Below are 16,889 nucleotides of genomic sequence, written 5' to 3'. Positions count from 1 at the left end.
TGTCGATCAGTTCTTTGGAAGCAGCGCCGTCGGGACGTTTTCTTCACGCCAGAAGTCTAGTGGCGCCTTGTCCAGCACAGCCGTCGACCGTTTGAATTCACAAACGATTTCACCGTTTTCAAGCGATGACGCGACGATCAGGCATTGGAAGATATGGCGGCTGCCATCGTAGACATCGACCAAGCCACGCAAATTGGGGGTGAGTTCGGCATCCAAGGCAAAACCATCATGCCAGAAGCGCAGGATCGGGAACACCGCTTCGCCGACCTGAACCCGCAGGCGTGACTTCCGCTTGGCCTGCGCCTTGCGAGCCGTGTCCAGACCTTCACGAATTTCGTTTGGCAAATATTCCAACATCTTGGCCTCCGGCGCCCCCATGCTGACAAGTCTGCTTCAAGATTGCTTAAAATCAAGACAACCGGATGACAGGGGCCACTTGGCAACAGAATCCGCTTTGATCGTGCCGAATTTGTCGCATCCTGCCGCCATTTCGCCGCCCCGAATGCGTTGTCATCCCTGAAGAAATCGGATCAATCGACAAAAAGCCGGGGATCGGCACGGGGTGAGTCGCGCAATGCATGGTGACGAAAAACCAGATCACGGGGGCGGAGTAGATGCCGCTGTCGCCAAATGGGGCGGCCAACGCGATGCATGGATCGACCTTTCGACCGGGATCAACCCCCTTCCCTATCCGGTGACGGACTTGCCTTTTCGGGCTTGGACGACGCTACCCGATCAGGCCGCACAAGAGGCTTTGATTGCGGCTGCACGGCAGTTCTGGTCGGTTCCACAGCAAGCGGCGGTTCTGGCGGCGCCGGGCGCCTCGGCGCTGATCGCGCGCATTCCGGCGCTACGGGCGCCAAGCCAGGTTCAGATCGCCCAGCCAACCTACAACGAGCATGGGCGCGCCTTTGCTACGGCTGGCTGGATAATCTCTGACCAAAGCAGCGATACCATCGTGGCAGTTCATCCAAACAATCCGGATGGGCGGGTCCTGTCGGTGAACGGCGACTTTCCGAAAGCGGAGATGGTGGTCATCGACGAAAGCTTTTGCGACATCATCCCGCAATACACGATGATCGAACACGCCGTTAAACCCGGCGTTATTATCCTGAAGAGCTTTGGCAAGTTCTGGGGCCTTGCCGGATTGCGGCTGGGCTTTGCTATAGGTGATCCGAGACTTTTGGCGCGTCTGGAACAGATGATGGGCCCATGGCCCGTTTCGGGCCCGGCGCTGGCCGTCGGAACCGCAGCGTTGTTGGATCAGGACTGGGCAACGGCAACGCGTCAGCGTCTGGCACAGGATGCGGACCGCCTTGACCACCTGATGATCCGCGCAGGGGCCAGTCTGGTAGGCGGCACGCCGCTGTTTCGGCTGTACGACACAGACAATGCAAAAAGCTGGCAAGACCGGCTGGCAAAACGCCACATCTGGTCTCGAATCTTTCCCTATTCTGACAGATGGCTGAGGCTTGGGATTCCCGGTGTTCCTGCGGAATGGGATCGTTTGGAAGCCGCTCTCGGATGACGCTTGTTTTGGCCATGATCCTTGATGCGCTGTTTGGCGAGCCCAAGATCCTTTGGGATCGCTTTCCACACCCAGCCGTTTTGATGGGGCGCGCTGTTGGGGCGCTGGATACGCGATTGAATTCCGGCACACACCGAAAGGCAAAGGGCGTGCTGGCGATGATGCTGCTTGCCATAGGCGCGCTGCTGTTGGGCAAGATCATCGCCTTGGTTCCAGATTACGGCGCGCTGGAAATCATCGTTGCGGCGATCTTGTTCGCGCAAAAATCCTTGGTCGAGCATGTGCGCGCGGTTGCCGTCGGGCTTCGCCAATCCTTGACCGAAGGTCGCCATGCGGTGTCGATGATCGTCGGACGCGACACGGCGGCGATGGAGGAGCCTGCTGTGGTCCGCGCTGCTATCGAAAGTGCAGCCGAGAACCTGTCAGATGGTGTCATCGCCCCGGTCTTCTGGTTCCTTGTGGCAGGCTTGCCGGGGCTGTGCCTCTATAAGATCACGAATACCGCTGACAGCATGATTGGCCACCGGACGCAGCGCCATGAGCAATTTGGCTGGGCTGCCGCGCGGTTTGACGATCTTCTGAACCTGATCCCTGCGCGTTTGACGGCGCTTTTGATTGCTGTTTCACACGGCTGGACGGACCCAAGGCCAATTCTGCGAGATGCCCCCCTGCATCGCAGTCCGAATGCGGGCTGGCCCGAGGCCGCAATGGCGATGGTTCTGGACGTGTCATTGTCTGGCCCACGGTCCTATCATGGGCAGATGCAAGACTTTCCATGGGTGCACCCGGACGGAAACCGCAGCCCCGGCCCGGAAGCGATTGACGCGGCCTGTTCGGCACTGTGGCGTGCATGGGCGCTGATGCTGGGGATTGCCGCAATCGTGGCGCTTGTCTAACCTCGGCTGCATGAAGATTGCAGTTTCCTTGATGCTGGCGTTTTCCAGCCCCGCCCTTGCTGCGCCCTGTGGTGGGCCGCTTTCCAGTTTTACCGACGCAATGGTGGCCGAGGCCGTGGCTGCGGGCCTGCCGGAAGACGCCGCCCGAAGCTATCTGCGCAGCGCGCGAATTGACGAAAAGGTTTTGGCGCGCGACCGCAGCCAAGGCGTGTTTCGTATGGCGTTCATCGACTTCTCTCGTCGATTGATCAGCCAGAACCGCATCGACAATGGCCGCGCCTTGGCCAAGAAACATGCCAAGATATTCGACCGCGCTGCGGCTGAGTTTGGCGTGCCCAAAGGCATTCTCTTGGCATTTTGGGCGTTCGAGACGGATTTTGGGCAGGTGCAGGGCGATTTCAACACGCGCGATGCCTTGGTCACACTGGGCCATGACTGCCGCCGCCCGGAACTGTTCCAACCCCAGATTTTGGCGGCGATTGCGCTGCATTCCCGTGGTGATTTTCCGACGGACACGACCGGGGCTTGGGCCGGTGAAATCGGCATGGTGCAGATGCTGCCCGCAGATATTCTGGAGCGCGCAGTCGATGGCGACGGGGATGGTCATGTGACCCTGAAAACCTCGGTCGCGGATGCGCTCTTGTCCGGGGCAAGACTGTTGCAGCATCACGGCTGGCGGGCGGGCGAGCCGTGGCTGGCCGAAGTCAGCGTTCCAGTGGAAATGGACTGGTCGCTTTCCGGACTTGAGACACAACAAAGCGTTGCGGAATGGAAGGCGATGGGGGTAACCGGCAAAGCCGATCTTCCCGAAGGGATGGCCAGCCTGATCCTGCCGCAGGGGCGCAAGGGGCCTGCCTTTCTGGCCTATCCCAATTTCTCGACGCTGTTCGATTGGAACCAAAGCTTCACCTATGTTCTGACGGGCGCCTATTTTGCGACCCGGCTTGAAGGGGCGCCGCCCTATGACGCCGGGAATCCCGATCCGGGGCTAGAGTCGGAGCAGATGATGGTGCTTCAGGAAAAGCTGGCAGCCCGGGGCCATGATGTTGGCAAGATCGACGGCATATTAGGCGCGGGAACACGGACCGCCGTTCAAAAAGAGCAAATCCGGCTTGGCCTGCCGGCGGATGCCTGGCCCACTGTGGAGCTGTTGAATGCCCTCTGATCCCGTCACCCTTGAGGCGCTGATGGCGGCCCTGCCCTTTGTTCTGGCGGCGCCAAAGACCGATGCGCCGATCCATTCGCTGTGCTTTCGCCCCGGCTTCAACAAGCGAGAGTTCCCGCAAAGCCTGACCCTGACCAAAGAACAGGGCGTGCCGGGCGAACGTTGGCTGACGGCACCTTGGCTTAAATTGGCAGACGGGCGACCAGACCCCCGGATTCAGGTTTCGATATTGCCCATGAGGGTGATGAATCTGGTGTGGAGAGACCGGGACGCCATACCACATCCCGGCGATACGATTGTCGCGGATCTGGATACGAGTGCGGCCAATCTGCCAGAAGGGACGTTGCTTCAGGCCGGGACCGCCTTGTTGCGGGTGTCATCGGTTTTCAATGACGGCTGCGTGAAGTGGAAGGCAAGATACGGCGCAGAAGCCAAAGACTGGATCACGCGCCCCGGCCACCCTGAATTGCGGCTGCGGGGGATTTTATGTTCCGTAGAACGCGATGGCACGGTCGATCTGTCGGACTGCATCTGCAAAGTTTAGCGCCAAATTTCTTGCAAGAAGTTTGCCGGTCCCAAATGGGACCGGCTGCATCCGGATCAGGCGGCAAGCTGTCTCAGCCGGGCGTCCTCGTCCATCACTTTCAGTCGCGCCGGTCGCGCCTTACAGCGTTCCACCCAGTCCTTGATCAAGGGATCGTCTGGCGTGTTGTTGAACCATGCATAGGGGGAGTGGATCAGGATATCGGCCGCTGAAAATTCCTCTCCCAAAAGCCAAGGCCCTTTTTCGAGCGCCGCGCGAATGCGCGCTGTGACCTCTGGCGTGCCGCGAAAGGTCTTGTGCAGCCAAGGATGTGTGACTCCTGCCGCATGAAGGATGAGGACCGGCTCCATCACGTCGCCATACCAGAAGAGCCAAGTCAGAAACTCTCCACGCTTTGCTGTGCCGGGTTTGGGCGCAAGGCCGCTATCGGGGAAGAGGGCGGTCAGATAAAGCATCACCGCACCGCTTTCGGTGATGAGAGCTCCGTCATGGTTCAAGGCGGGAACCTTGTGGTCTGGATGTGGGTTCGCCCGGTCAAAGGCCCCGCTTCCGTCGGCCCGCAGGATGTCGACAATCTGCACATCGACTTTGTCGCGGATTCCCATCTCTTCGATTAGGCTGACAATGCGTGTCGAGCGCGACTCGGGTGCATGAAACAAGGTAAGCATCGCTTTCTCCGTTGCGTGTTTCGATGCCCTGTTTATGCTTCAACGCTCCTGACAAATTCCGGCAGGATGCCATGCCCCGCGCTGATCGTCTTTTTCGTCTGCTTTCCGCAATACGCCGCCTGCCCCAACCGGTGACGGCCGAGAGACTGGCGGCAGAAACGGACGTTTCGGTGCGCACCATTTATCGTGACATTGAAAGCCTGAGGGCGGGAGGTGCGCTGATTGATGGGGAAGCGGGCCTTGGCTACACCTTGACCGAAGACCCCGCGCTTCCGCCCCAGATGTTCACGCAGCTTGAAGTCGAGGCGCTGGTTTTGGGATTGGCCCAAGTCCGGCAGATGGGGGAAGCTGCCCTTACAGATGCCGCCGAGGCCGCACTTGCCAAGATAACCGCAACCTTGCCAGAGCGCGTGCAGCGACAGGCCATCCACGCAGTCAGTCGAAGCTATCGCTTTGAGCGTCGGAAGTCTGTGCCCGATCATACAGCGCTGATCCGTCAGGCCTGTTGGGACGAAGCGGAATTGCAGATCGGCTTTACCGCGGTGGACGGAGAGAAAAGCGAGCGCGTGATCCGGCCTTTGGCGATTGTCTATTTTGAAAATGCGCTGGTCTGTTTGGCGTGGTGTTGTCTGCGGCAGGATTTCCGGCGGTTTGACCTAGCGAGGATTGCCAACCCCGAGCGCACGGGTGCCAGCTTTCGCCCCCACCGCGTTCCGCTGTTGCGCGACTACATCGCCCAGATCAGGCGCTTTGTGCCTGACCTATAGTGATCGGCTTCGCGTCTACATCCCTTCGCCGGGTGCGCGTTGCGCACGTCGCCATTGGATACAGGTGGCAACGGCGAGTTCAGCAATTGCCGACCAGCGTTGCAGCGCCTCTGGATCACCTTCGGACACAAGAACAGAAACGCGTGTCTCGCCCTTATAGATCTCCATGGGCGCTTCGGGATGCGCTGTATTCCATCCGTCGATTTGCGCCTCGGACGCGCGCAGTGGCCATTGCAGGCTGAGCCGCCATCCTTCCACTTCGGCAACAGCCGTGAATTCGACCGATGACGACCAAAGGCGCGCGTGGATCACCTCGCCCTCGGCTTCGACGCCGGGAAATCCAGCCAAACGCAGTGCTTCGATCATGCGACCAGCACCTCGGCCTTTTTCAGATCAACGCTGACAAGCTGGCTGACGCCCTGTTCGGCCATCGTCACCCCAAACAAGCGGTCCATCCGTGCCATGGTCACGGCGTGGTGCGTGATGATCAGGAAACGTGTGTCTGTCCGGCGGGTCATTTCATCAAGCAGATCGCAGAAGCGGGTGACGTTCGCATCATCCAGCGGTGCGTCCACCTCGTCCAGAACGCAAATCGGGGCTGGGTTGGCGAGGAAGACCCCGAAGATCAGGGCTAGGGCCGTCAAGGTCTGTTCGCCCCCCGACAAGAGGCTGAGCGTCGCCAATTTCTTGCCCGGGGGCTGGCACATGATCTCTAGCCCGGCTTCCAGCGGGTCATCGCTTTCGACCAGAACCAGTCGCGCCTCGCCACCGCCGAAAAGATGCGTGAAAAGCGTTGCGAAGTTGGAGTTCACCTGTTCGAACGCGGTCAAAAGACGCTCGCGTCCCTCGCGGTTCAGACCTGCGATTCCGGCACGCAGCTTTTTGATCGCCTCTTCCAGATCGGTCTTTTCCTGCAACAGCGTGGCATGTTCTTCGCCAACCGCCTTCATATCTTCTTCTGCGCGAAGGTTCACGGCCCCAAGCGCCTCGCGCTGGCGTTTCAGACGCTGCACCTCGACATCCAGGGCCTCGGCATCTGGCATCGCCTCGGGGTCAACCGCAAGCTTGGCCAAAAGCTCGGCCGGCTTGCATTCCGCCTCTTCCTCGATCCGTTCTGCCGCATAGGCAACCGTCTCTCTGGCCGCATCATTTCGCGCTTCGGCCCGAGCGCGTGCTTCACGCGCCTCGCCTGAGAGCCGCTCTGCCTCACGCTCGGCCATCTGCGCGTCACGCAGGCTGCTTTCGGCCTCGGCCAAGCTGTCGGCGGCCTTCCGTCTGCGGGCCTCTGCGGCCTCGATCGCGTCGTTCAACTCGTCGCGCTTGGCGGCAATCTCTTCCGGCGCGGCTTGGGCCTCTTCCAGTTCCTCTTCGGTCTCGGCGCGCCTTTCTGCTAGTTCTGCTGTGCGTTTCTCGGCGGTTTCCAGCCGGTGTTTCCAGCCAGAAAGCTCTTTCGTTGCTTCTTGGCGGCGGCGGATGCGGGCTTCGCCTTCACGCTTGATCTCGTCATGCGTTGAACGCCGGGTCAGCATCGTCAGACGCGCAGCCTCGACCACGACCTTTGCGGCCTCGACCTTTTCCCGCGCGGCATCAAGATCGGGCAGTTCGCCCAAAGCCGCTTCAGCCTCTCGCATCCGCGATCGGGCGGCCATCGCTTCGTCTTCATAGCGCGAAACCGCAAGACGCGCCGATTCCAACTTGCCGCCCGCAATTGACAACTCTGCTTCGGCCCGACTGGACGCACGGTTGGCTTCGGCCAGACGTTGGTCTGCAGACCGTCGGGCATCGCGAGCCATTTGATCGGCCCGTGCCAACTCGGCCAAGCGCAACTGAAGCGCCTCATGCGCCCGTTTCGCCCCTTCGGCCTGCGCCGCCAGTTCTTCCAGATCCCGCTTCAACTGGACCAATCTGTTCAACTGCTGAAGCCGTGCCGCGGCGGCGCTTGGCGCATCTTCGGCACTGGCGCGGAAGCCATCCCAACGCCACAGATCGCCTTCGATACTGACCAGACGCTGCCCCGGCCCAAGGTGAACCTGCATGTGAGCGCCGTCCTTGCGGTCGACCAGACCGATCTGAGAAAGACGGCGAGTGAGAACCGCGGGCGCCACCACATGATCCGCCAAGGCGCGAACGCCGTCTGGCAGCTTTGCCGAGGCATCATATCCGGGAAGAAGCGCCCAGCCTGAACCTGCCTCTCCCTCAATCTCGGGGGCCCGCAGATCATCCGCCAAGGCAGCGCCCAGTGCCTTTTCAAAGCCGGGTTCGACGGTCAGACGATCCAGCAATTGATGTCCGGCCTGAGACTCCCTCTCGACCAGTCGCGCCAAGGCCGCGACTTCGGCCCTAAGGGCATTGGCCTCACCTTCCGCTTCACCGCGGGCGGCCCGTGCATCGGCCTCGCGGCCCTGAACAACCGAGCGGGCTTCTTCAGCCTGCTCCAGCGCCTCTTCTGCAGATTCGCAAAGGGCCGCAGCTTCTTCCTGAGTGATGAGCGCAGCTTCATGTGCCTCGGTCGCGGCTTCAACCGACTCTCCGGCGGCAACAACAGCGGCGCGCGCCTTGGCTGCCTCGGCTTCAGCTCTGTCCTGCACGGCGCGTGTATCTGCCAGCAAACGCTGTGCCGATTGGTGACGGGCGGCAAGACGCGCCGCGTCCTCGGTGGCTTCGCTCAACATCGTTTCGCGGTCAGACAAAAGCGAGCCCGCCTCGCGCGCCGCTTCGGCAGCTTCGGCCAAGCGCTCGTCATGGCCTTCATGTGCCTTGGCAAGCTGCGAAAGTTCCCATTCGAGTCGGCCAATCGTCTCGCCCGCGTCGCGGTTCAGGCCCGCTTCGCGCTCCATATCGCGGCCAAGCTGGGTGATGCGGCCCTGCAAGGTTTCGATCAGTTGCAGCGCCCGCGCCTCTTGATCGCCCAAGGCATCGCGTTGCAGAACCAGTCGCTGCAAGATGGCCGCGGCAACCGCTTCTTCCTCACGTTTGGGCGGCAGGGCGTCTTCCCGCGCTTCGCGTGCCTTTGACGCAGCGCGAGAGGCCGCATCGGCCTTACCCGCCGCGATCAGACGATCACGCAACGTGGCCTCTGCCTCCATGCGGGCTTGCTCTGCTTCGCGCCAGCGCCTGTAAAGCAACATCCCTTCGGAACGGCGCAGTTCCTCACCGATCTCGCGATAGCGCGCGGCTTGGCGCGCCTGTCGGGCCAGCGTGGCAAGCTGCGATGCCAAACCTTCCAGCACATCGTCGACACGCAGCAGGTTTTGCTCCGCGCCGTTCAGCTTCAGTTCGGCCTCATGCCGGCGGGCATAAAGGCCAGAGATCCCGGCGGCTTCTTCCAGAATGCGTCGCCGTGCCTTTGGTTTTGCGTTGATCAGTTCCGAAATCTGTCCCTGACGCACCAAGGCTGGCGAATGCGATCCTGTCGAAGCGTCCGCAAACAACATCTGCACGTCACGGGCACGAACATCCTTGGAATTCGCCTTATAGGCGCTGCCCGCGTCGCGGGTGATCCGGCGCGTGATTTCAATCTGATCTGCATCGTTGAAACCGCTCGGCGCTAGCCGCTCTTGGTTGTCGATCACCAGACTGACTTCTGCAAAATTGCGCGCGCCTCGGCTGGCGGCGCCGGCAAAAATCACGTCTTCCATGCCGCCGCCACGCATCGCGGTGGGGCGGTTTTCGCCCATCACCCAGCGCAGGGCCTCAAGCAGGTTCGACTTGCCGCATCCATTCGGCCCGACCACGCCCGTCAACCCCTCATGGATCACCAGATCCGTGGGATCGACAAAGCTTTTGAAGCCGTTGAGCCGAAGCTTGGTAAAACGCACCCGTCCCTCATGAGTCGCTGCCAGTTCCACATGCTTGGCGCGAGAGGGGGGCAAGTCAACCCAAATGGCCCTGCATTTGGCCGGAAGGGCGGGCTTATCCCCAAGATATTGTGACGCCACTTTGGACCTGCATCTTGCATTGCCAGCACGGCGCAAGCTTAATGAGGGCAAAGGAGACTGCGATGCTTCCTCCGATCACGGGCCGGTGCTTATGCGGCAGAACACGCTACCGGGCGACGTCTACGCCCTTGTGGCAAGCCTTCTGTCATTGTGAAAGTTGCCGTCGTGCCACGGCTTCTCCCTTTACCGCCTTTTTCGGAATTCGCGATGGAGACTGGACTTGGGAGGGTCTGGCTCCATCCACCTATTCCTCCTCTTCCGGCGTCTGGCGCGATTTCTGTCCAACTTGCGGAACACCGATGAGCTATCGGTCAACTCGGTTTCCGGGAGAAACACATTTCTACGCCGCAACGCTTGACCATCCCGAAACCTATGTGCCGACTGCCCATGTTCATGTGGCAGAGCGCCTTCCGTGGATCCACCTGAATGACGGGCTTACCCAATACCCATCCAATACAAGCGAATGAACCTTACGATTGGTCCGCCCTTCTGAAGCTGATCCAGACCGAGTTCGCCTTCATGGATGGCCGGATTGATCCGCCATCGTCGATGCACCGGCTGACAGCCGACGATATTGCCCGTCAGGCCAGCGCTGAGGAAGTCTGGACCATTGGCTCCCCGCCGATGGCTTGCGTCTTCCTAAGCCGTAAGGGGGATGCGCTTTATATTGGAAAATTGGCGGTGGCGGCCAGCCAGCGCAGTAAGGGGCTGGCGCGCAGGTTGGTCGATCTGGCCGCAGATCGGGCGAGGGAACAGGGCCTTTCTATCCTTGAACTTCAGGTCCGCGTTGAACTGACCGAGAACCAAAAGGCCTTTGCAAAAATGGGGTTCGTCGAAACCGGCAGGTCCGCGCATGAAGGCTATGACCGGCCCACCAGTATCACCATGCAAAAGCGCCTTTGATCGCAGTCGGTCTGGCTTTAGCCCCCTTTCCTTTCACCCCGATCCGGCTAGGCTTCGCAAAAAGGAACCGCCAGATGCTTCATGCGCTTTTACTCATTCTGGCCTGCCAGCTTGCGGGCGAAACCCTGGCACGCGCGACGGGGCTTCCCCTTCCTGGCCCGGTTCTTGGGATGACTTTGCTGCTGGCGCTTATGGTGCTTTCCAAGCGGCTTGCCGAAATCATCAGACCAGTTGCACAAGCCATTCTGGCCCGCCTGTCGCTTTTGTTCGTCCCCGCCGGGGTGGGGGTCGTCGGTCACATTTCCACCTTGGGAAATCAGACCTTAGCGCTGTTGGGTGCCATCTTCGTCTCAACCATCCTGGCCATTGCTGTCGGGGCTCTGACCTTTTCGGCTGTTGCACGACTGACAGGGGCTCGCGATGACTGATTTTGCCGATATCTGGAGTTACCTTTCACAAGGTCCGCTGCTTTGGCTGACTGCCACTTTGGCGGCTTTTGCCATCGGTGACGCCCTGTCCCAAGCATCTGGACGGCGTCCTTTGGTGAACCCGGTCCTGATCGCAGTTATCCTGTTGGCGGGGCTGCTGCATCTGACAGGCACGCCCTATGCGACCTATTTTGAAGGTGCCCAATTCGTCCACTTCTTGCTGGGTCCGGCAACCGTGGCCCTTGCGCTTCCGCTCCTTGATAATCTGGCCCGACTTCGCAAGGCCATTGTCCCGGTTCTTGCGGCACTGATCGCGGCCTCTGTGACGGCCACCGGCTCGGCCTTGCTGATCGCAAAAAGCCTTGGCGCCGATGCGCAGCTTTTGGCGTCCTTGGCACCAAAATCGGCAACCGCCCCGGTTGCCATCGGGATATCCGAGGGTCTTGGCGGCTCACCCACCCTGACCGCTGTGCTTGTTCTGTTGACCGGGATCACAGGTGCCGTGGTGGCCACACCGCTGCTTAATCTCATGCGGATGACCGATTGGCGCGCGCGCGGCTTTGCGGTCGGGGTGACCAGCCACGGCATTGGAACCGCCCGCGCCCTGCAGGTCCACCCAACCGCAGGGGCCTTTGCCGGGCTTGGGATGGCGCTAAATGCCTTGGCAACGGCATTGATTGCCCCATTTCTTTTACAGCTCTTCCTGTAAAACCCACAGTTTAAAAGGTGGCCTATGTCTGAACTCTCACTTCTTGGCCTGTGCGGTTCTTTGCGCGCGGCCTCGACCAACCGACTGCTTTTGAACGAGGCGGTGCGTGCCTTTGGCACTGCCGACTACACCGAGGGCAGCCTGAGGGTGCCTCTATATGACGGGGATCTAGAGGACAGCGCAGGCATTCCGACAGAGGTTCAGGCCCTTGCTGACCAAATTGCCGGGGCGGATGCCATCGTCATATCCACACCAGAATATAACAAGAACATTTCTGGCGTCCTCAAGAACGCGCTTGATTGGGTCAGCCGCACCAAGGGAAGCCCTTGGAAAGATAAGCCGGTGGCAATCATGTCCGCCGCAGCAGGCCGGGCAGGAGGAGAGCGTTCTCAGTTTTCGCTGCGTCACTGTCTGACCCCGTTTCGCCCGCGCCTTATTACCGGGCCAGAAGTCATGATCGCCAATTCCCGCGAGGCCTTTGACAGCGATGGTCGCCTGACAAATGAGCGTTCGCTGGCAACTTTAACCGAATTGATGCAGATCCTGCGGCGGGAGGCTGGTCGCGCCTAAAGGCTGTCTTCCACCCGAAATCCATTGGGGATCGTGTCGTGCCCCTCCAAGACAAGATCGGCCATGACCTCGCCTACTTTGGGCGCCATGCCAAAGCCGATCTTGAACCCGCCATTGGCAATGAAATGCCCGTCTCGCCCCGGCCATTGGCCGAGCATTGGCGCGCGACTGCGGGCGCGCGGGCGCACCCCTGCCCAACGCTTCAGAACGGGCGCTTTCTCAAGGGCAGGACATACCGCCAGGGCATTCTCCCAAAGCTCATCAAGCTGTTTATCGACCGAGGACGCCTCTACCCAGTCGTTTTCCGAGGTCGAACCGATGGCAACGGTTCCGTCCTCATGCGGCACGACATGTAACCCCGGCGCATAAATCTGAGGCTGGTTAGCCGCGTTATGGCGAAGAAGGATTGACTGTCCTTTGACACCGGCCCCGACCTTTTTGCCCAGATCGGCGTTAAGGGCCTGCAGCCCTGCAAAGCCTGTGGCCCAAATGACCAACCCTTCGGGCTGCGCCTCACCCACAATCACTTCACCACCCTTCGCGCTGATGGCCGCGACCAAAGCTGCTCCCGCCTGACGGGGGTGTAAACGGGCGGTCAGTGTGTCTTCGATCAATTTCCCAGTGGGGCTTACCGGCTCCCAATCTCGACCCTGACAGTCCACCACGCGCCACTCGGCCTGCCCCTTCCAAAGAAGGGCGGCCTCATCCCGGCGGGCCTCGGCCCGAGAAACCGCCTCGTCGGTCGCCAAAACCTGCCAGCGCCCTGTCCGCGCATAGCCGGGAGAAAGGCCGGAGACTTTCGCCACCTCATCCCAATACGACGCGGCCATCAAAAGGCTTTCCAATTGGAACTGCTTTTTCGGGTTCCAGTTTTCCGGCATATGCGGGGCCAAAGCACCGACCAAACCACCTGACGAGCCAGCCCCGATTGCCGTAGCCTCAATCACGCGCACCTTGGCACCGCGCCGTGTAGCGGCCCAAGCGCAAGCAAGGCCGAATATCCCTGCCCCCATGACGGTTAGATCGACCCTTGCCATTTACCGCGCCCCATGACCATCAAAGCGCGAAAGGGTTTAGGCGAAATGACAGAAAACGAACAGCCCAAAGACGGTCTTTCAGGGCTTGAATGGAAAGACGGGGCCATTCCGGTCTCGCGCCGTTTTGACGATCCTTATTTCTCGCTGGCCGATGGTTTGGCCGAAACGCGCCATGTCTTTCTGGCTGGGAATGACCTGCCCGCGCGGCTGCGAGATGGATTTCACATCGCGGAACTGGGTTTTGGCACAGGGCTGAACATGCTGGCCACCCGTCTGATGTGGGCCGCAACCAACCCATCCGGAACAGTTCATTTCACCAGTTTTGAGGCCTTCCCCCTTTCGGCCGAAGATATTGCGCGGGCGCTGGACGCCTTTCCCGAGGCCCGCGCTGTGGCCGATGATTTCCTTGCCCAATGGGCAAAAGGACAGCGGCATATTGAGCTTCCCGGACTTGTCCTGACCGTGATCGAAGGTGATGCACGTCAGACGCTGGGGCAATGGCAAGGCAAAGCGGATGCTTGGTTTCTGGACGGATTTTCTCCGGCCAAGAACCCAGAGCTGTGGTCGGCAGACCTGATGGCCGAGGTTTACGCCCATACCCAACCCGGCGGAACCTTTGCGACCTACACCGCCGCCGGTCACGTCCGCAGATCCTTGGCTGAGGCGGGCTTTGAGGTCACGCGCCTGCCCGGCCACGGTCGCAAGCGGCATATGACGGCTGGGAGGCGCGCCTAGGTCGTTTCGCCCTTGCCCTGACAGCATGGCTTGATAAGGCAGGCTCGAGGGGCTGCCTGCCCCGTGACAGCGCAGGAACCGGGCATGAGCGTCGAACAGAATACCCGCCTTGGCATTCTTCTGATGGTCGCCACGTCGATCGTTTTTGCCACACAAGACGCATTGTCCCGCCATCTGGCGACGACTTACAATGTCTGGATGGTGGTAATGGTCCGCTACTGGTTCTTTGCCAGTTTCGTGATCGTCCTTGCATCGCGCTCTCCCGGTGGGCTTGCCGCAGCGATCCGTTCGGCCACGCCCAAGACGCAAATCTTTCGCGGTGTCCTGCTGGCCTTGGAAATCTGCGTCATGGTCACGGGCTTTGTCGCACTTGGCTTGGTTGAAAGCCACGCTGTCTTCGCCACCTACCCGCTGCTTGTCGCGGCGCTCTCGGGCCCGGTTCTGGGCGAGAAGGTCGGCTGGCGTCGCTGGACCGCCATTGGCATCGGCTTTGTCGGGGTGCTGATCATCCTTGAGCCCGGCGTTGGCGTTTTCTCTCCTGCGGCACTCATCCCGCTTTTGGCGGCCACCATGTTCGCGCTGTACGGCCTGTTGACCCGTTACGTTGCGCGGCAGGACGCGGCTTCGGTCTCTTTTTTCTGGACAGGCACCGTCGGCGCCGTTGTCATGACCGCGATCGGAATCTGGCATTGGCAGTCGATGATCCCGATGGACTGGTTCTGGATGGGTTGCCTTTGCATCTGCTCGGCCCTGTCGCACTACCTTCTGATCCGCGCCTATGAAGTTGCCGAAGCCTCGGCCATTCAGCCATTTGCCTATTTGCAGCTTGTCTTCGCCTCTGCCCTTGGGATCACGCTTTTTGGCGAAACGCTGCGCATCAACGTGGCCATCGGCTGCGTGATCGTCGTCTGCGCCGGGCTCTTCACGCTTTGGCGGCAAAGGGTGCGGGAGAAGGGCTGAAATCAGCCCTTCAATTCCGAGGTAATGTTGACTGGGCCAACGCTGCCGCGCAGTTTGGCGCGGTAGATCACGACGCCTTCAACCACTCGCATGACATAGGTGCGGGTCTCGTTAAAGGGGATCGCCTCGACCCAATCGACCACATCCACAGCGGGCTGTCGCGGGTCACCATATTCCGCAATCCAGCGCCGCGGACGCCCCGGCCCGGCATTATAGCCCGACGCAACCAACGCGATAGACGGCCCGAACTCCTCGACCAGACCGGCAAGGTACTGGCTGCCCAAGGCCGCGTTATAGGCCGGATCGGTCGTCAGTCGGGCAGGCTCGTAGGGCAGACCCGCCTTAGGGGCCACCAGTTTGGCCGTACCGGGCAAGACCTGCATCAGCCCCCGCGCGTCCGCATGGCTGCGGGCGGCCGGGTCGAATTCGCTTTCCCGCCGCGCAATCGCCATGGCAAAGGCGCGGCTGACGGCCAAGCCATCCGGCACGATCTCGGTCACCGGGAAATAGGCGCGAGGAAGGATAATCTGGCGTTCCGCTGCGGCCTTGCCAACCAGAACCGCCACATGCGGTTGTTTCAGGTCCAAGGCCATCTCGCCCAGTTGCGCCAATCCTGTTGCATCCTGCGACTCGCCCAGATGCAGCCAGAACCGCTTGGCCAAGGTTAGATTGCCCGATTGCAAAAGGATGAGCGCCGCCTGATGGACCGAAGACTTGGTCCAAGCCGCCTGACGCCAATCCGGCGGACGTTTGTCAGTCAACAGCGCCGGATCAAGGTCGCGCCCCAATTCCTCGGCGGCAAGCAATCCGTAATAAGCCGTCTGATGCTGTGCAGCTTTGCCATAGGCCGCATCCGAAGCCGCCTTGTCGGCTGCAGCTTCATGTGCGCGCCCCTGCCAATAGAAGGCGCGCGCTAAGGAAATCGGGGTCGAGACCCCCGCCTCCAGATGGCGGAAATGCGCCAAAGCGGTGGTCGGATCGTTCAGCCGACGAAGGGCGATGAACCCTGACAGAAACTCCATCTCTGCATAAGATCCGCCACTGGTCAGTTGATGCGAGGACGCAACATTATAGGCCTCTCTTGGGCGATCCTGCCGCAACAGCCACCTAGTCAGGATGGCCCGGCGTGCCGCCCATTCCTCGGGCTGGCCCAAGGATGCTGCCGAACCACTGCGCTCTAGCACCAGTTCCAACGCACCGTCATAAAGGTCGCGTTTCATCCGCCAGATGAATCTGTCAAAAGCCAGACCTGGATCGCTCGCCTGTGCCTTCGGCACCGCAGAAATCAGCCCATTGACGCCATCTGCATCGCTTTGCAGCGCCAGACGTGCCTTGGCCAAAGCCTGCCATCCGGGGCCGACACGGCCCAGCATCCTCTGTGCTTCGGCCCGCTTGCCCTGCCACAAAAGGCGATCCAGCCGCACCTCATGGACCAGACCGACGCTTTCCCCGGCAAGGGCGATCATCTCGGTCTCTTCTTCCTCGGTGAACGACAGGTCGGCCCATGCCCGCATGGCGGCCTCTTCGGCCTCGGCCACCCGACCCAGCGCTTTCAGCGCCTTGACCAGCGCCACAGCACCGCCCCCCGTTTCGGGCGCCTCCTTGCCAAAATAGGCAATCACCCGCTCTGGCGTGGTTGATCGCGCCACGGCCTTTTCACCAAATTCCTTGAGGTAAGGCAGCCCTGGCCAATCCGGCCTGCGCTGCAAAAAGGCCTCATAATCGCCCAGCAGTCCTTCGCCTGAACGCAGGCGCTGCCATTCGATGATATCGCGGCCCACGCCGGAGGGGGCCACGCGCAACGCGCCGTCCCAATCCTTGCCAGCGGCAAGCTCTAGTGCGGTCCGCATTGCCTGTGTCTGATCCGCATGGACCGGTGCCGCCAGCACCGCCACAACTGCCAGTGGGGCGATAAACCCCGCGATCCTGTTTGTTATCGTTCTGCTCATGCGGGCGATTCTGCCGCAAGGCCCCATGGCCGACAAGCCACGATCCTGTCATCTGGCAAGCCCTTGCCAAGGCCACGCTTGGCAAGCCGTCC

General features: G+C 60.9%; 18 protein-coding genes. 12 read left to right on the top strand and 6 right to left on the bottom strand.

The window, feature by feature from the left end; all coding sequences use genetic code 11:
- Positions 1-6: 6 nt before the first annotated feature.
- Positions 7-357: a hypothetical protein gene (locus ACSBLW_RS16775; RefSeq protein WP_435257739.1), complete on the bottom strand. Its 351-nt coding sequence runs from the start codon at positions 355-357 to the stop codon at positions 7-9.
- A gap of 217 nt (positions 358-574) precedes the next feature.
- Here ACSBLW_RS16775 and ACSBLW_RS16770 point away from each other — a divergent pair, with 217 nt between their 5' ends.
- Genes ACSBLW_RS16770 through ACSBLW_RS16755 form a run of 4 tightly spaced genes read left to right on the top strand, consistent with a single transcriptional unit; the run spans position 575 to position 4,133 of the window.
- A complete protein-coding gene (locus tag ACSBLW_RS16770) occupies positions 575-1,528 on the top strand; it encodes a threonine-phosphate decarboxylase (RefSeq protein WP_435260146.1) in 954 nt (317 codons plus the stop codon).
- Positions 1,525-2,424 carry an adenosylcobinamide-phosphate synthase CbiB gene (gene cbiB / locus ACSBLW_RS16765; protein WP_435257738.1) on the top strand — a complete coding sequence of 300 codons (900 nt, stop codon included), beginning with the start codon at positions 1,525-1,527 and terminating at the stop codon, positions 2,422-2,424. Before ACSBLW_RS16770 ends, cbiB begins: the two co-directional genes overlap by 4 nt.
- Before the next feature lie 10 nt (positions 2,425-2,434).
- A complete protein-coding gene (locus tag ACSBLW_RS16760; RefSeq protein ID WP_435257737.1) occupies positions 2,435-3,589 on the top strand; it encodes a lytic murein transglycosylase in 1,155 nt (384 codons plus the stop codon).
- Positions 3,579-4,133: a hypothetical protein gene (locus ACSBLW_RS16755; RefSeq protein WP_435257736.1), complete on the top strand. Its 555-nt coding sequence runs from the start codon at positions 3,579-3,581 to the stop codon at positions 4,131-4,133. The genes ACSBLW_RS16760 and ACSBLW_RS16755 overlap by 11 nt, the downstream gene beginning before the upstream one ends.
- Before the next feature lie 56 nt (positions 4,134-4,189).
- Here the strand turns inward: ACSBLW_RS16755 and ACSBLW_RS16750 are convergent, their stop codons facing one another.
- Positions 4,190-4,801 (bottom strand): glutathione S-transferase family protein, encoded by a 612-nt coding sequence (locus ACSBLW_RS16750; protein WP_435257735.1) that lies wholly within the window; start codon positions 4,799-4,801, stop codon positions 4,190-4,192.
- Positions 4,802-4,872: 71 nt separating this feature from the next.
- On the opposite strand from ACSBLW_RS16750, the gene ACSBLW_RS16745 reads away from it, so the two are divergent.
- Positions 4,873-5,568 (top strand): helix-turn-helix transcriptional regulator, encoded by a 696-nt coding sequence (locus ACSBLW_RS16745; RefSeq protein WP_435257734.1) that lies wholly within the window; start codon positions 4,873-4,875, stop codon positions 5,566-5,568.
- A 15-nt stretch (positions 5,569-5,583) separates the two neighbouring features.
- On the opposite strand, the gene ACSBLW_RS16740 is transcribed toward ACSBLW_RS16745, so the two are convergent.
- Positions 5,584-5,934 (bottom strand): hypothetical protein, encoded by a 351-nt coding sequence (locus ACSBLW_RS16740; RefSeq protein ID WP_435257733.1) that lies wholly within the window; start codon positions 5,932-5,934, stop codon positions 5,584-5,586.
- Positions 5,931-9,386 (bottom strand): chromosome segregation protein SMC, encoded by a 3,456-nt coding sequence (gene smc, locus ACSBLW_RS16735; protein WP_435257732.1) that lies wholly within the window; start codon positions 9,384-9,386, stop codon positions 5,931-5,933. The genes ACSBLW_RS16740 and smc overlap by 4 nt, the downstream gene beginning before the upstream one ends.
- 182 nt (positions 9,387-9,568) lie before the next feature.
- Between smc and ACSBLW_RS16730 the strand changes: the two genes are divergently transcribed.
- The 5 genes from ACSBLW_RS16730 to ACSBLW_RS16710 all read left to right on the top strand — a co-directional run bounded on the left by ACSBLW_RS16730 (position 9,569) and on the right by ACSBLW_RS16710 (position 12,116).
- Positions 9,569-9,973, top strand: a complete 405-nt coding sequence (locus tag ACSBLW_RS16730; RefSeq protein WP_435257731.1) for a GFA family protein — start codon at positions 9,569-9,571, stop codon at positions 9,971-9,973.
- Positions 9,933-10,409, top strand: coding sequence for a GNAT family N-acetyltransferase (locus tag ACSBLW_RS16725; protein WP_435257730.1), 477 nt, complete (start codon positions 9,933-9,935; stop codon positions 10,407-10,409). The genes ACSBLW_RS16730 and ACSBLW_RS16725 overlap by 41 nt, the downstream gene beginning before the upstream one ends.
- 74 nt (positions 10,410-10,483) lie before the next feature.
- Positions 10,484-10,837: a CidA/LrgA family protein gene (locus ACSBLW_RS16720; protein ID WP_435257729.1), complete on the top strand. Its 354-nt coding sequence runs from the start codon at positions 10,484-10,486 to the stop codon at positions 10,835-10,837.
- Positions 10,830-11,546, top strand: coding sequence for an LrgB family protein (locus ACSBLW_RS16715; RefSeq protein ID WP_435257728.1), 717 nt, complete (start codon positions 10,830-10,832; stop codon positions 11,544-11,546). Before ACSBLW_RS16720 ends, ACSBLW_RS16715 begins: the two co-directional genes overlap by 8 nt.
- 24 nt (positions 11,547-11,570) lie before the next feature.
- Entirely contained in the window at positions 11,571-12,116 is a 546-nt protein-coding gene (locus tag ACSBLW_RS16710) for an NADPH-dependent FMN reductase (RefSeq protein WP_435257727.1), read from the top strand.
- On the opposite strand, the gene ACSBLW_RS16705 is transcribed toward ACSBLW_RS16710, so the two are convergent.
- Entirely contained in the window at positions 12,113-13,153 is a 1,041-nt protein-coding gene (locus ACSBLW_RS16705) for an NAD(P)/FAD-dependent oxidoreductase (protein ID WP_435257726.1), read from the bottom strand. The two genes, ACSBLW_RS16710 and ACSBLW_RS16705, sit on opposite strands and share 4 nt — an antisense overlap.
- A gap of 45 nt (positions 13,154-13,198) precedes the next feature.
- Here ACSBLW_RS16705 and mnmD point away from each other — a divergent pair, with 45 nt between their 5' ends.
- Both mnmD and ACSBLW_RS16695 read left to right on the top strand, forming a co-directional pair.
- A complete protein-coding gene (gene mnmD, locus ACSBLW_RS16700; protein ID WP_435260145.1) occupies positions 13,199-13,888 on the top strand; it encodes a tRNA (5-methylaminomethyl-2-thiouridine)(34)-methyltransferase MnmD in 690 nt (229 codons plus the stop codon).
- A gap of 84 nt (positions 13,889-13,972) precedes the next feature.
- Positions 13,973-14,848 (top strand): DMT family transporter, encoded by an 876-nt coding sequence (locus ACSBLW_RS16695; RefSeq protein ID WP_435257725.1) that lies wholly within the window; start codon positions 13,973-13,975, stop codon positions 14,846-14,848.
- A 2-nt stretch (positions 14,849-14,850) separates the two neighbouring features.
- On the opposite strand, the gene ACSBLW_RS16690 is transcribed toward ACSBLW_RS16695, so the two are convergent.
- Complete coding sequence (locus ACSBLW_RS16690) at positions 14,851-16,797, bottom strand: lytic transglycosylase domain-containing protein (protein ID WP_435257724.1); 1,947 nt, start codon at positions 16,795-16,797, stop codon at positions 14,851-14,853.
- Positions 16,798-16,889: the final 92 nt, after the last annotated feature.

It is taken from the genome of Thioclava sp. FR2 (assembly GCF_051200875.1).
In the GTDB taxonomy this organism is placed as follows: Bacteria; Pseudomonadota; Alphaproteobacteria; order Rhodobacterales; family Rhodobacteraceae; genus Pseudotabrizicola.
The sequence above is the reverse complement of the archived record's forward strand: the minus strand, read 5'-3'. Positions and strand labels throughout refer to the sequence as shown.